The 14,331-nt window shown below is 65.2% G+C and carries 10 protein-coding genes; 7 read left to right on the top strand and 3 right to left on the bottom strand.

Translation table 11 applies throughout. The features are described from left to right. The first annotated feature begins 11 nt into the window (after positions 1–11). Entirely contained in the window at positions 12–992 is a 981-nt protein-coding gene (locus tag GJ672_RS08215; RefSeq protein ID WP_154296730.1) for a malate dehydrogenase, read from the top strand. Here the strand turns inward: GJ672_RS08215 and uvrA are convergent, their stop codons facing one another. Continuing rightward, complete coding sequence (gene uvrA / locus GJ672_RS08210; RefSeq protein ID WP_154296729.1) at positions 993–3,830, bottom strand: excinuclease ABC subunit UvrA; 2,838 nt, start codon at positions 3,828–3,830, stop codon at positions 993–995. Between the two features lie 85 nt (positions 3,831–3,915). Between uvrA and GJ672_RS08205 the strand changes: the two genes are divergently transcribed. From GJ672_RS08205 to ssb, 3 genes are all read left to right on the top strand, one after another. Continuing rightward, entirely contained in the window at positions 3,916–5,118 is a 1,203-nt protein-coding gene (locus GJ672_RS08205; RefSeq protein ID WP_154296728.1) for an MFS transporter, read from the top strand. Then, entirely contained in the window at positions 5,115–6,839 is a 1,725-nt protein-coding gene (locus GJ672_RS08200; protein ID WP_154296727.1) for a bifunctional sulfate adenylyltransferase/adenylylsulfate kinase, read from the top strand. Before GJ672_RS08205 ends, GJ672_RS08200 begins: the two co-directional genes overlap by 4 nt. 104 nt (positions 6,840–6,943) lie before the next feature. Next, positions 6,944–7,399: a single-stranded DNA-binding protein gene (gene ssb / locus GJ672_RS08195; RefSeq protein ID WP_154296726.1), complete on the top strand. Its 456-nt coding sequence runs from the start codon at positions 6,944–6,946 to the stop codon at positions 7,397–7,399. A gap of 7 nt (positions 7,400–7,406) precedes the next feature. Here ssb and GJ672_RS08190 read toward each other — a convergent pair whose 3' ends face one another. Both GJ672_RS08190 and GJ672_RS08185 read right to left on the bottom strand, forming a co-directional pair. Then, a complete protein-coding gene (locus GJ672_RS08190) occupies positions 7,407–10,043 on the bottom strand; it encodes an AMP-binding protein (RefSeq protein WP_154296725.1) in 2,637 nt (878 codons plus the stop codon). Position 10,044: 1 nt separating this feature from the next. Next, positions 10,045–10,644, bottom strand: coding sequence for an HAD-IB family hydrolase (locus GJ672_RS08185; RefSeq protein WP_154296724.1), 600 nt, complete (start codon positions 10,642–10,644; stop codon positions 10,045–10,047). 138 nt (positions 10,645–10,782) lie between these two features. On the opposite strand from GJ672_RS08185, the gene deoD reads away from it, so the two are divergent. Genes deoD through GJ672_RS08170 form a run of 3 tightly spaced genes read left to right on the top strand, consistent with a single transcriptional unit; the run spans position 10,783 to position 14,306 of the window. Next, positions 10,783–11,496, top strand: coding sequence for a purine-nucleoside phosphorylase (gene deoD, locus GJ672_RS08180; RefSeq protein WP_154296723.1), 714 nt, complete (start codon positions 10,783–10,785; stop codon positions 11,494–11,496). Positions 11,497–11,514: 18 nt separating this feature from the next. After that, on the top strand, positions 11,515–12,870 hold the full coding sequence (locus GJ672_RS08175) for a UDP-glucose/GDP-mannose dehydrogenase family protein (protein WP_154296722.1): 1,356 nt from the start codon (positions 11,515–11,517) through the stop codon (positions 12,868–12,870). Continuing rightward, positions 12,867–14,306, top strand: coding sequence for a mannose-1-phosphate guanylyltransferase/mannose-6-phosphate isomerase (locus GJ672_RS08170; RefSeq protein WP_154296721.1), 1,440 nt, complete (start codon positions 12,867–12,869; stop codon positions 14,304–14,306). The genes GJ672_RS08175 and GJ672_RS08170 overlap by 4 nt, the downstream gene beginning before the upstream one ends. The last annotated feature ends 25 nt before the right edge of the window (positions 14,307–14,331 follow it).

Below are 14,331 nucleotides of genomic sequence, written 5' to 3'. Positions count from 1 at the left end.
GGGGGGACTGCATGAAAGCACCAGTACGCGTGGCCGTCACGGGAGCGGCCGGTCAGATCGGTTATAGCCTGTTGTTCCGGATTGCTTCGGGGGACATGCTCGGACCGGATCAGCCCGTCATTCTGCAGCTGCTCGAAGTTCCCCCGGCCATGGACGCCGTCCAGGGCGTGATGATGGAGCTGGACGACTGTGCTTTCCCGCTGGTGGCGGGCATGGCCGCCACCGACCAGGCGGAAGAGGCATTTCGGGATGCCGACTACATCCTGCTGGTCGGCGCCAAGCCGCGCGGACCAGGCATGGAGCGCAAGGACCTTCTCGAGGCCAATGCGGCGATTTTCTCGGTTCAGGGCAAAGCCATGAACAACGTGGCCAGTCGCGATGTTCGGGTGCTGGCGGTTGGCAACCCGGCCAATACCAACGCACTCATTGCCCAGCGTAATGCGCCGGATCTCGATCCCCGCTGCTTCACCGCGATGACCCGCCTGGATCACAATCGGGCGCTGGCGCAGCTAGCCAACCGTACCAGCAGCCACGTCACCGATATCCGCCAGCTCACAGTATGGGGCAATCACTCGGCCACTCAGTATCCGGATATCAGCCACGCCAGTGTCGGCGGTCAGGCGGCTTCCAGTCTGGTGGACCAGGGGTGGCTCGAAGAAAGCTTTATCCCGACGGTTCAGCAGCGGGGCGCGGCCATCATCAAGGCCCGTGGGCAGTCCAGTGCAGCGTCTGCCGCCAGTGCCGCCATTGACCACATGCGGGACTGGACGCTGGGAACGCCGGCTGACGACTGGGTGAGCATGGCTATTCCGTCAGACGGCAGCTATGGCATCACCGAGGGGATTATCTACTCCTTCCCGGTGCGTTGCGCTGAAGGCCGGTACGAGATCGTCCAGGGCCTGGACATCGATGACTTCTCCCGCGAGCGCATGAGTGCTACGGAGCAGGAGCTTGTCGAAGAGCGGGACGCGGTCGCCCACTTGCTGCCCTGATCAGGGCGGATTTTTCTCCAGCAGCGGCTTGAGGTAGCGACCCGTGTGAGAGCCCGGGTCCGCTGCAACGGCTTCCGGCGTGCCGGTGGCCACGACTTCGCCGCCACCGGCTCCACCCTCCGGTCCCATGTCGATCAGCCAGTCGCAGGTCTTGATCACGTCCAGGTTGTGCTCGATGACCACCAGGGTATTGCCCTCGTCACGCAGGCGGTGGAGCACCTCCAACAGTCGGGCGATGTCCTGGAAATGCAGGCCAGTGGTGGGCTCGTCCAGAATGTAGAGTGTTCGTCCGGTGCTGCGCCGGGACAGCTCCCGGGCCAGCTTCACCCGCTGGGCCTCACCACCGGACAGGGTCACGGCGTTCTGCCCCAGCCGCACATAACCCAGCCCCACGTCCTCCAGGGTCTGCAGCTTGCGGGCAAGCGGCGGGATACTGGCGAACACCTCACGGGCCTGGCTGACACTCATGCCGAGCACATCGGCGATGGTGTAGCCACGGTAGCGGATCTGTAGCGTCTCGCGGTTGTAGCGGGCGCCTTCACAGACGTCGCAGGGCACGTAGACATCCGGGAGAAAGTGCATCTCGACCCGCAGGACGCCTTCGCCCTGGCAGGCCTCACAGCGTCCCCCGCGAACATTGAAGCTGAACCGCCCGGGACCATAGCCCCGTGATCGGGCTTCCGGTGTGCCGGCAAACAACTCCCGAATGGGCGTAAAAACGCCGGTATAGGTGGCCGGGTTGGATCGCGGCGTCCGGCCAATAGGGCTTTGGTCGATTTCCACCACTTTGTCGAAATGCTCGAGGCCTTCCACGGCCTCGCAGTCCTCCGGGGTCAGATCGGCGCCGTTCAGCGCCGAAGCCGCTGCGGGATAGAGTGTGGCATTTACCAGCGTTGATTTGCCTGAACCCGAAACGCCGGTGACACCGATCATCAGACCCGCCGGGAAATTCACATCCACCGTCTGCAGGTTGTGCCCCCGCGCGCCACGAATCCGAATGCCGCGTCCCTCAATGGCCGGCTGGCGGTTTTCGGGGACCGGGATGGATCGTCGGCCCGCCAGATAGTCGCCGGTCACCGACGCCGGGTTGGCCATCACCGCCTCGGCCGTGCCACTGGCGATGACGGCACCGCCCTCGACGCCGGCGCCGGGCCCCATGTCCACCAGGTGGTCGGCGGCCCGCATGGCCTCCTCGTCGTGTTCGACCACGATCACGGTATTGTCCAGATCGCGCAAATGCCGCAGCGTCGACAGCAATCGCTCATTATCCCGCTGATGGAGCCCGATGGACGGCTCGTCGAGCACATACATGACGCCCACCAGCCCGGCACCAATCTGGCTGGCCAGCCGGATGCGCTGGGCTTCGCCCCCGGACAGGGTATCGGCGCTGCGCTCAAGAGACAGGTAATCGAGGCCCACATTCACCAGAAATGTCAGCCGCTGACCGATTTCGTGGACGATGCCCTCGGCGATGGTGGCACGGGCGCCCTCCAGCGGCAGGGCGGTCAGGACTTCCGCCGCCTCGCCAATTGACAGGCGGTTGATGGCCGGCAGGTTCCATCCGGCCACTTCCACATGCCGGGCGGCGGCGTTCAGGCGGCTCCCCTGGCAGTCGGGGCAGGTGCGGCGGGTCAGGAAGCGGGCCAGCTCATCACGTACCGCCGCCGAATCCGTCTCCCGATAACGCCGGCTCATGTTGTTGATCACTCCCTCGAAGGGGTGATGTCGCGCCTCTGCAGTGCCCTGCCGGGCTCCGGCATAGCGGAATGCAATCGCCTCGTCACCGCTGCCGTAGAGGACGACCTCACGAATGGACTCAGGGAGGTCCTGCCAGGGTGTCTCCACGTCGAACTGATAATGACGGGCCAGATCCTGGATGATCTGACCATAATAGGCATTGCGCCGATCCCAGCCGCGCACCGCGCCCGCGGCCAGCGAGAGACTGGGCTGAACCACCACCCGGGCGGGATCGATGAACTGCTCCACGCCCAGGCCATCGCAAGTGGGGCAGGCTCCCCGCGGGTTATTGAAGGAAAAGCCACGGGGCTCCAGTTCGCTCAGCGAGAAACCGCATTCGGGACAGGCATAGCGGGCCGAGAAGACCCGGTCCTCGCGGTCAGGCTCATCCATGAAGCTCAGTCGGGCGATGTCGTTGCCGAGGGAGAGGCAGGTTTCCAGGGAGTCCGCCAGGCGCGTGGCCAGATCCGGCCGGATTCGAAAGCGGTCCACCACGGCGTCAATATCGTGAGCTCGCTGGGAGTCCAGCGCCGGGACCTCATCAAGCTCCATCACCTGTCCGTCCACCCGGACCCGCACGAAGCCCTGCCGGCGAAGATCGGCGATCACGTCGCGATGCTCGCCGCGACGGCCCCGGACCAGGGGCGCCAGCAGCATGACCCGCTCACCCTCCGGAAGGGCAAGGATATGGTCCACCATTTCGCTGATGCTCTGGGCGTTCAGTGTGTGGCCGTGATCCGGGCAATGGGGGGTTCCCGCGCGGGCAAACAGCAGCCGCAGGTAGTCATGTATTTCCGTGACGGTGCCGACGGTGGACCGCGGGTTGTGCGAAGTGGCGCGCTGCTCAATGGCAATCGCCGGTGACAATCCTTCAATGCGGTCCACGTCCGGCTTGTCCATCATGGACAGGAACTGACGGGCGTAGGCGGACAGGGATTCGACATAGCGGCGCTGCCCCTCGGCGTAGAGGGTGTCGAAGGCGAGCGACGACTTCCCCGAGCCGGAGGGACCGGTGATGACGATCAGGCGGCCGCGGGGCAGGGAGAGGTGAAGATCGCGCAGGTTGTGGGTGCGCGCGCCCGCAATGACTATGGCGTTCATACGATTTGCTAGTATACCGCCCTTGCGCAACCACTGACCCACAGGAACTGCCGTGCACGCCAGCAAAGGATCCGGTGCCGGGCCAATGAACACCACCGAGCGGCGCGCCACGGCGGGGCTGGCGGTGATCTTCGGCCTGCGCATGCTGGGTCTGTTCCTGATCCTGCCGGTGTTCGCCCTCTACGGGGATGAATTGACCGGGGCCACTCCGGCTCTGATCGGCCTCGCCATTGGCGCCTATGGTTTGACCCAGGCGCTGTTGCAGATTCCCTTCGGCATGCTCTCCGATCGCCTGGGTCGGCGGCCCGTGATCGTGGCCGGTCTGTTGATCTTTGCCCTCGGCAGTGTGGTAGCGGCTCAGGCGGACACCATTTACGGCGTGATTCTCGGTCGCATCCTGCAAGGCGGCGGCGCGATCGCCGCGGCGGTGATGGCGCTGGCGGCGGACCTCACCCGGGACACCCAGCGCACCAAGGCCATGGCATTGATCGGCATTAGCGTGGGTGCGGCCTTCATGGTGGCGCTGGTGCTGGGACCGGCCATTGCGGCGGGCACGGGTCTGGCTGGCGTGTTCTGGGCCACCGCCGTGTTCGCGCTGGTGGCCATGGCGCTGCTTTTCCTCCTGGTTCCCGCCGGCGGCGAAGCGACCTTCCGGCCGGAGGTGAACGCCCGGGCCGGAGGGTTGCCGGTGGTGCTTCGTCACCCGGATCTGCTGCGGCTGGATCTGGGGGTGCTGTTGTTGCACCTGGTGCTCACCGCCAGCTTCGTGGTTCTGCCCGTGGTGCTTGAATCGCGTCTGGGAGTGCTTCGGACGGATCACTGGATGGTTTATGTGCCGGTGCTGGTGCTCTCGGTGGCCGGCATGGCGGTGATTCTGGCGGTCGGCGAGCGTCGCCGGATCCTGCACCGGCTGCTGGCGGGGGTGGCGGCGCTGTTGATTGGTGCGCAGCTGTTGATGGCCGGCTTCACCGATTCACTGATCATCGTCCTGGGCGCGCTCTGGCTGTTCTTTGTCGGCTTCAACACGCTGGAGGCGAGCCTGCCGTCGCTGTTGACCCGCTTCTCACCGGAAGGCTTTCGGGGCACGGCGCTGGGAGTTTATTCCACGGCCCAGTTTCTCGGAGCATTTCTGGGGGGGACCTTGGGCGGCCTGGTGTATGGGGGGTTCGGGGTTCAGGGTGTTTTCCTTTTCTGCGCCGCGGCAGCGGCGCTCTGGCTATTGGTGGCGCTTGGATTAAGGGCGCCGGTATCAACGGATGACCAATCGGTGTCCATGGAGGCTTCATGACTCAGCTGATTCCACCCCACGGCGGGGCGTTGAAAGATCTGCGACTGGCCGCGGAGGCGGCTCAGGCCGCCCGCCAGGCCGCCGTGGAATATCCCAGTTGGGACCTGACGGCGCGCCAGCTTTGTGATCTCGAGCTGCTGGCGGTGGGGGGGTTCTCTCCCCTGGACGGGTTTCTTGGCCAGGCTGACTACCAGCGAGTGCTGGCTGACATGCGCCTTGAAGATGGCACTCTCTGGCCCATGCCGGTGACGCTGGATGTTTCCGAGCGCTTTGCCGAGGGGATTGCCGTGGGTGACCACGTCGCCCTTCGCGACCCGGAGGGCGTGGTGCTGGCGATCCTGCACGTGACCGATCATTGGCGCCCGGATTTCGACGCCGAGGCGCGGGCGGTTTTTGGCACTGACGACCCGGCGCATCCCGGTGTGGCCTATCTCAAGGAGCAGAGTCATCCGGTCTACCTGGGCGGGCCGATTGAGGTGCTGGATCTCCCCGCTCACTATGACTTTCCCCATCTGCGAATGACCCCGGCGGAACTGCGTGAGCGATTCCAGCGCAGTGGCTGGCGGCGGGTGGTGGCGTTTCAGACCCGCAATCCCATGCATCGGGCCCACGTGGAGCTGACTTTTCTGGCCGCTCGGCAGGCCGAGGCCAATCTGTTGATCCATCCGGTGGTCGGCATGACCAAGCCGGGCGATGTGGATCACTACTCCCGGGTGCGCTGTTACGAGCATGTGCTCAAGAAATACCCGGAACAGACCACGGCCCTGTCGCTGCTGCCCCTCGCCATGCGGATGGGCGGCCCCCGGGAGGCCCTGTGGCATGCCATCATCCGCCGCAATTACGGCTGCACGCACTTCATCGTCGGCCGAGATCATGCGGGCCCCGGCAAGGGCAGTGATGGTGAAGACATTTACGGCCCCTACGAGGCGCAGGAGCTGGTGGAGCGTTACGGCGATGAAATCGGCATCCGCATGGTGCCGTTCCGGATGATGGTCTATGTGGAGGAGCGCGCCGAATACGCCCCCATCGACGAAGTGGATGAGACCCGGGAAACCGTGATGAACATCTCCGGGACGGAGTTCCGGCGGCGCATGCGTGAAGGCCTGGAGATTCCCGACTGGTTCGGGTATCCCGAAGTGGTCGCCGAGTTGCGCAATACCTTCCCGCCTCGAGCCCGGCAGGGGGTTACGCTGTTCTTCACCGGTTTGTCGGGATCCGGCAAATCCACCATCGCCAATGCTGTCATGGTCAAACTGCTGGAGCGGGGTGGGCGGCCGGTGACCCTGCTGGACGGCGATCTGGTGCGTAAGCACCTGTCCAGCGAGCTGGGCTTCTCCCGGGAGCACCGGGATCTGAACATCCAGCGCATTGGTTTTGTCGCCGCCGAGATCACTCGCAATGGCGGTGTGGCCATTTGTGCGCCCATCGCGCCCTATCGCCGTACCCGTCGCCAGGTTCGGGATATGGTGGAGAGCGCCAATGGCGGCTTTATCGAGATCCACGTGGCGACGCCCCTGGAGGAGTGCGAGCGCCGGGATCGCAAAGGGCTTTACGCCAAGGCCCGGGCGGGGCAGATCAGCGGGTTTACCGGCATTGATGACCCCTACGAGGTGCCGGAGGCCCCGGGACTCACCATTGACACCACGGACTGTACGCCGGAAGAGGCCGCCCAGCAGGTGCTGCTCAAGCTGGAAAGCCGGGGTTTCATCGCCCTTGACTGACCTCTGGTCGGGTGACGTTTCTGCTGTCGGGACAGAAGGGGTACAGTGATCACCACATCGAAGGCAGTGATTGGCTGCCAGGCAACCTGACAACGGAGGCTTCCATGGCAAGGGGCGTAAACAAAGTCATTCTGGTGGGCAATCTCGGCGCGGATCCCGAAGTGCGCTATGCCGCGTCCGGCAGTGCGGTGACCAACGCGCGGCTGGCGACCACCGATCAGTGGAAAGATCGCCAGACCGGTGAGCAGCAGGAGCGCACCGAATGGCATCGGCTGGTGTTTTTCAGCCGGCTGGCGGAAATTGCCGGCGAGTATCTGAAAAAAGGCTCCAAGGTGTACGTCGAGGGACGCCTCCAGACCCGCAAATGGCAAGGCCAAGATGGCCAGGATCGCTTCACCACCGAGGTGGTGGTGAATGACATGCAGATGCTGGACGGCCCTGGCGGCATGGGTGGCGGTGATCGTGGCGGCAGCGCTCGACGCGAGCAACCGCCGGCGGCGTCAGAGTCATCCGGCGAGACCGCGCCAGCGGATGATTTCGACGACGACATCCCGTTCTGAGGTCCGCTCAGGACTCGTCCTTCTCCTCTTCGCCCAGCCGCCGCATTTCGGTCTCGACCTGATCGAGGATGCGGCGGCGATCCGTTCCATATGACTCCGATGACAGCGGTTCGCCGATGCGCACCCGCACCCGGCCACGGCGGGGGATGAACCGCCCGATGGGCAACACCTCATCGGTGCCTTCGATCCAGACCGGCACCACCGGCACCGGATGGGCCTCCAGCAGCAGCCCGATCCCGGGCCGCAGAGGTTCCAGCCCCTCCCCGCTGCCCCGCTGACCTTCCGGAAACCAGATCAACGGATGGCCTCGATCCAGGCAGGCTGCGGCCAGCGCAAGGCTGCGCCGGGGCGCGGCGCCGGCGTCAATGGGCAGCACTCTGGCCGTGTGGCTGAACCAGCGCCGCGGCGGTGAGGAAAACATCATTCCAGTCCAGCCGGCCCAGAACAGCGGGTCGATGCGATCACGGCTCATGGACCCGATCAGGGCAATGGGGTCGTAGGCGCTGATGTGGCGGGCGGTGATCAGGTAGGAGCCCGTAGCTGGCCATTCGCCTTCCACTTCCACGCGGACCACGAAGCGGTTGAGCAGGTTGCAGATCCCCAGTGCCAGGCGGGCGGTCGCATGGCGGACCGGGCCCCGCGGCGCCAGCAGCCGGCGGTCCTCATCGTCCAGCAGAGACTCAGGCGCCTGCAGGGCATCGATCAGGGATCCGCCGGCGTCGGCTTCACCGTCCGGTTGATCCGCCTGAATGGCTTCCTGCAACAGATCGCGGACGGTCTCAACACGACCGATGGCGTCATCTCCCAGCTCGATGCCGGCGCGCTCCCGGAGCGCCATCCCCAGGTCCACCCAGCTGAGGGAGTCCAGTCCCAGGTCCCGGTGCAGTCGGCTGTCCGGAGTCAGTCTTTCGTTGGCAAATCGCTCCGCGAGGAAATCCCAGGTGGCCGCGGCCACCGGATCCGCCAGCAATGACTGGTCCTCCGGCGCCATGTCTTCCGGGTCCATGGGCGCCTGCTCGGCGACTTTTTCACCGGACTGCAGCTGCTCATAAAGCTCCTCCAGGCGGTGGCGCCGCAGTTTGCCAAGTCGGGTTCGCGGCAACGGGTCCGGGCTGACCTGGACATCGCCGATGGCATGGTGCCCGGGGAGGTGGCTCATCGCCTCCCCGACGGCCTCATCCAGGCGCTCGTCCCGGGCTTCCTCAGTTTCCTCGGCATCACCGGGCTCAGGCACCAGCACCGCCGCCAGCCGGCCATCCACCTCCAGGACGCCTGCTTCGCGCACGGCCGGCTGTTCACTGAGAGCGCCTTCGATGCGCTCCGGGTCAATGTTTTCGCCACCGGGCAGCACAATGGTGGAGGAAATCCGCCCGGAAAGACGCAAATAGCCGTCTTCGTCGAATTCCCCGGAGTCGCCCGTGTGATACCAGCCCTGTTCGTCAATGACTTCGTGGCGGGGCTCGGCTTCGTTCAGGTAACCGTCGAAGACATTGGGCCCCCGGGCCACCACTTCGCCATTGGAAATGCTGACCTCAACCCCGGGCAGCGGTCGGCCGGCGGTATCGAGGCGGGCGTCCCGGGGGGCGTTGATGGTCAGTATCGGCGAGGTCTCGGTCAGTCCGTAACCGGTGGCCACCGTCCAGCCAAGCGCCTGCAGCCGCTCGCCCAGTTGGGCATCCAGCGCCGCACCGCCGCTGACGGCCAGGCGCAGTGACGGCGCCAGGCGTTTCATGACCGGTCGGAAAATGACTCGCCCGGCATTCACCCCAAGACGCCGCTGTAGAAACGTGCAGGCGCCCATCACGCCGTTGAGGATTTTCTGCCGCCACCGGCGGCCGGCGGTGAGGCGGGCTTCCAGGCGGCTCCAGAGTGCTGAGTAAAGCCGTGGCACCCCCAGAAGAATCGTGGCCTCGCTGTCCCGCAATGCTTCGGCGATGCGTGGCCCGACCAGGGATTGGGGCAGCACCATGGTGGCGCCAATGCTAAGGGTCGTGATCAGACCAATGCTGAACGGGTAAACGTGATGCAGGGGCAGAGGGACCAGCACCCGATCCCCGTTGTGGGCAATGCCCTCGTCCAGCAGAGCGCTGACGTTGGTGGTGATGTTGGCGTGGGTGAGCGGTACGCCCTTGGGGGGGCCGGTGGTGCCGGAGGTGTAGAAGATGGCGGCGATGGTATCGGGCGTCGGGGCCCTCGACTCCGGATCCGGCGCATCCTCGCTGGCGGGGGATGCCTCGGAGGTTTCGTCCGGTTTCAGGATATGAATTCTTTCGGTGGCCACGGCATTCGGCAAGCGGCGCCGCAGGTCGTCGCTGGTGAAGATACGCCAGGGACCGGCATCGCTGATCACGTGGGCCAGATCCCTCTCGCCCATCTGGGCGTCCACCGGCACCACGGTGCCGCCGGCGGTCAGGGTGGCCAGGGCGGTTTCCACCCACTCGGGACTGTTGGCGGCGAAAATCATCACCCGGCCACCGGGCTCCAGTCCCTCGGCCAACAATGCCTTCGCGCGCCGCTCTATACCGGCCTGCAGCTGCTCATGACTGACCTCGCGCGGCCCATCCGGCGTGTAAGCCACCAGCGCGGGGCGCTCTGTCGTTTCTCCCCCGGCCCGAATGAGTGCGGGAATACTCCTGGCATCCATGTCAGCGCAGCCCTCGATAGACCGGATAGTCGGCAATGGCCAGCATGGCAGTGTCTCCTTCCGTATCGCCGTAGGCATAGACCGGATGATAGTCATCCGGATCGAGCCGTATTCTCAACCGTCTGATCTTTTCTTCGCACCGACAGTTCGGTCCTTCCAGTTGCCCGGTGATCATTCCGTCGCGCCGCTCCATCTCCGTCGCCAGCACTTCAATACCCTGCGCATCGGTCCATGGCCGGATCCAGTCCACCGCCGAGGCGGAAATGACAATGACTCGATGGCCTTCGGCACGATGCCAGTCCAGTCGTTCCCTGGCCTGGGGACGGAGCAGTTTTTCCAGGTGGTTGAGGGCGTAATGGCGGCCCATGGCCTCGAACTCCGTCTCGGGCATGCCCCCGAAAAAGTGGGTCAGGACCTGAACCTTGGCCACGTCCCGGTGAACGGCGCCCACCAGCACCCCCAGCAGGGCAGGGGACAGCCGAATCCCGGCCGCGATGCAGCGCATGAGGCCGAACTGCCGCACCAGCAGGTCGCTGAGGGTGTCCCGCCGGGTCAGCGTCCCGTCCAGATCGAACAGGGCAAGGGCATTGTTGGCGTTCATGGCCGCTCCGCGGTTAATGAAACCGCATTCTGCATGGCCCGGTCGGCGGTTGCACGTGTTCCGCGGCTGGTCATGGCGGGGCCCGGGCAGTAAAGTTCGCGGCTGATTCACTGTTTTCTCGGGACAAGGAGAGTATCCATGGCCACGCCGCACATTAGCGCCGAACCCGGTGATTTTGCCGAGACCGTCCTCATGCCGGGCGACCCGCTGCGGGCCAGAGTCATCGCGGAGCAGTATCTGGAGGACGCCCGCGAGGTCACCGCCACCCGGAACATGCTGGGCTATACCGGGCATTATCGGGGGCAACCGGTGTCCGTGATGGGCTCGGGCATGGGTATTCCGTCCATGTCCATTTACGCCTTTGAGCTATTCAACGAATACCGGGTTGAGAAGATCATTCGGGTTGGCACCTGCGGCGGGGTGCTGCCGGATGTGGAAGTGCGGGACGTGATTATCGCCATGGGGGCGTCCACGGACTCCAGCGTCAACCGCACCCGTTTCGGCGGTTGTGACTTCGCCGCCATCGCTGACTATGGTCTGCTGGAAGCCACCGTGGGTGCCGCGCGGAGCGCCAATCTGCCCCATCGGGTCGGCAATGTTTTCTCGTCGGAGCTTTTCTACAACCCCCGGCCGGATTTCTTTGAGAAAATGAAAGCCCACGGCATTCTGGCGGTGGAGATGGAGGCTGCGGGGCTTTACGGGGCTGCCGCGGAGGCCGGCAAGCGGGCCGTGAGCATCCTCACGGTCAGCGATCACGTCATCACCGGGGCATCCACCAGCGCCGATGAGCGCCAGAACAGCTTTCAGGACATGATGAAAGTCGCACTGGAAGCGGCCATTACCGCCGACTGACGGCACCAGGGAGGGACAATGCGGGTCACCATTTTCGGCACCGGTTACGTCGGGCTGGTTACCGGCGCGTGTTTTGCGGAAGTGGGCAACGACGTGGTCTGCGTCGATGTCGATGACGGCAAGATCCAGCGCCTCAACCGGGGCGAAATCCCCATTTACGAACCGGGCCTCGAGACCATGGTCAAGCGCAATCGCGAGGCGGGGCGGCTGCGGTTCACCGACGATGCCGCTCTGGGGGTCCGGCACGGGGAGTTTCAGTTCATTGCAGTGGGCACGCCGCCGGACGAGGACGGTTCGGCGGATCTGCGTCATGTGGTCACCGTGGCCGCCACCATCGCCGAGCACATGGATGGCTACCGGGTCATTATCGACAAATCCACGGTGCCGGTGGGCACGGCGGACCGGGTGCGTGAGACCGTTGACCGGGTTCTCGCCGAGCGGGGCGTAGCCTTCGACTATGCCGTGGTGTCCAATCCGGAGTTCCTGAAGGAAGGCGCCGCGGTGGAAGATTTCATGAAGCCCGAGCGGGTCATTGTCGGCAGCGACGATGAACACGCCCTGGAGCAGCTGCATGCCCTTTATGCGCCCTTCAACCGCAATCGCGATCGACTGATCAGCATGGATGTGCGCTCGGCGGAGCTCACCAAATATGCCGCCAACGCCATGCTGGCCACCAAGATCAGTTTCATGAACGAACTGGCCAATATCGCCGATCGCGTCGGCGCGGACATCGAGCGAGTCCGAATCGGTATCGGATCGGACCCCCGGATCGGTTATCACTTCATTTACCCGGGCGCCGGCTATGGCGGCTCCTGCTTCCCCAAGGACGTGCAGGCCCTGGCCCGGACCGCCCATGACGTGGATTACGTCCCGCAACTGCTGCAGGCGGTGGAAGAGGTCAACGACCGCCAGAAACATTATGTGTTTCAGCGCATTCGCGAGCACTTCCAGGGCCGGATCAGTGGCCGGCGGTTTGCGATCTGGGGGCTGGCTTTCAAGCCCAATACCGACGACATGCGGGAGGCCGCCAGCCGGCGGCTGATGGAATCGCTCTGGGAAGCCGGAGCGGTGGTCCAGGCCTTCGATCCCAAGGCGATGGAAGAAACCCGCGGGATCTATGGCGACCGCGACGACCTGGTGCTGTGCGACAGTCCGGAGGCGGCTCTGGAGAACGCCGATGCGCTGGTGATCATGACCGAGTGGAACCTCTTTCGCAGCCCCGACTTCCGGGGTATCGCCGACCGGCTGTCGGAACCGGTGATCTTTGATGGCCGAAATCTCTTCGATCCGGAATACCTGGCCGGGCTCGGCTTTCATTATTACGCCATCGGCCGTCCGTCGGTGGCGCCGGTCCAGCAGGGCGACGGAGCATGAGCCGGTCGACGGAACACCCACCGGTCATTCCCGTGATCCTCTCCGGCGGCGTGGGGTCGCGGCTCTGGCCCCTGTCCCGGGAGGCTTACCCCAAGCAGTTTCTGGACGTTGCGGCCACCGGGCGAACCCTGGTGCAGCAGACCCTGGACCGGCTCGCCGGCGACATCCGGCTCGCCGCCCCCCTGGTGGTCTGCAATCAGGATCATCGTTTTCTGGTGGCCGAACAGCTCCGAGACAACCCGTTGGGTCCGGCGCGGATCCTGCTGGAACCGGTGGGACGCAACACCGCCCCCGCTGTGGCTGTGGCGGCGCTGCAGGCGGTCCGGGACGAGCCGGAGGCGGTACTGGCGGTGTTCCCGGCGGACCACCTGGTCGATGCGCCCGCGCGGCTCCGGGCGGCACTGGAAACAGCGGTCCAGGCAGCGCAGGCGGGCTGGCTGGTGACTTTCGGGGTGGTGCCCGACCGGCCGGAAACCGGCTACGGCTACATCGAAGCGGGGACAGCCCTTGGTGAGGGGGGCCCGGTTTACCGAGTGGCACGGTTCGTCGAGAAACCGGAGGCGGAGCGCGCCGAGGCATTCCTGGAACACGGCGGTTTCTATTGGAACGCTGGCATGTTTGTCATGCGGGCGGCGCAGTTTCTGGAAGAACTCGAGGTCCACGCGCCGGCGATCCTGGAGGGTGCCCGGGCCGCCCTGGACGGCGCCGGGCAGGATCTGGATTTTGTCCGCCTGGCCGATGAGGGCTTTCGGCAATGCCCCAGTGACTCCATCGATTTTGCGGTCATGGAAGCCACCCGCAATGCCGCCGTGGTGCCGCTGGATGCCGGCTGGACCGACCTGGGCTCCTGGGAAACCCTCATGGGGGCCGGCACGCCGGATGCCGACGGCAACGTGTTACTGGGCGACGTGGTCGCGGAGGACAGCCATGGCAGCTACCTGCGTGCCGAGAGCCGCCTGGTGGCGGCCATCGGGCTGGAGGACTGCGTGGTGGTGGAGACCGCGGATTCGGTGCTGGTGGCGCCCCGTGACCGGGTTCAGGACGTCAAGGCCATCGTGCAGCGGCTCCAGGATGACCGGCGTAACGAGGCGGTGGAGCACCGGCAGGTGCATCGTCCCTGGGGGAGTTACGAGGGGCTGATCCGCGCCGAGCGGTTCCAGGTCAAGCGCATTGTGGTCAAACCCGGCTGTCAGCTCTCTCTTCAGATGCATCATCATCGGGCCGAACATTGGGTGGTGGTTCGGGGCACCGCCCGGGTTACCCGGGGCGAAGACGTATTCCTGCTGGGTGAGGATCAGTCCACTTACATTCCGCTGGGCGAGATTCATCGCCTGGAGAATCCGGGGCATATCCCGCTGGAGCTGGTAGAGGTTCAGTCCGGCAGCTATCTGGGTGAGGATGACATCACCCGTCTCGAGGACCGCTACGGCCGCTGAGCGAGTGGCGGGTGCCGATTGTTCG

The sequence above is a fragment of the Spiribacter sp. 2438 genome (assembly GCF_009676705.1).
Classification (GTDB): domain Bacteria; phylum Pseudomonadota; class Gammaproteobacteria; order Nitrococcales; family Nitrococcaceae; genus Spiribacter.
The sequence above is the reverse complement of the archived record's forward strand: the minus strand, read 5'-3'. Positions and strand labels throughout refer to the sequence as shown.

Bases quoted from the DNA above. Each gene is read 5' to 3' on its own strand.
- GJ672_RS08175 (WP_154296722.1), top strand. From the start codon at position 11,515: ATGCGGGTCACCATTTTCGGCACCGGTTACGTCGGGCTGGTTACCGGC.
- uvrA (WP_154296729.1), bottom strand. From the start codon at position 3,830: ATGAACGCCATAGTCATTGCGGGCGCGCGCACCCACAACCTGCGCGAT.
- GJ672_RS08190 (WP_154296725.1), bottom strand. From the start codon at position 10,043: ATGGATGCCAGGAGTATTCCCGCACTCATTCGGGCCGGGGGAGAAACG.
- GJ672_RS08200 (WP_154296727.1), top strand. From the start codon at position 5,115: ATGACTCAGCTGATTCCACCCCACGGCGGGGCGTTGAAAGATCTGCGA.
- deoD (WP_154296723.1), top strand. From the start codon at position 10,783: ATGGCCACGCCGCACATTAGCGCCGAACCCGGTGATTTTGCCGAGACC.
- GJ672_RS08185 (WP_154296724.1), bottom strand. From the start codon at position 10,644: ATGAACGCCAACAATGCCCTTGCCCTGTTCGATCTGGACGGGACGCTG.
- GJ672_RS08215 (WP_154296730.1), top strand. From the start codon at position 12: ATGAAAGCACCAGTACGCGTGGCCGTCACGGGAGCGGCCGGTCAGATC.
- GJ672_RS08205 (WP_154296728.1), top strand. From the start codon at position 3,916: ATGAACACCACCGAGCGGCGCGCCACGGCGGGGCTGGCGGTGATCTTC.
- ssb (WP_154296726.1), top strand. From the start codon at position 6,944: ATGGCAAGGGGCGTAAACAAAGTCATTCTGGTGGGCAATCTCGGCGCG.
- GJ672_RS08170 (WP_154296721.1), top strand. From the start codon at position 12,867: ATGAGCCGGTCGACGGAACACCCACCGGTCATTCCCGTGATCCTCTCC.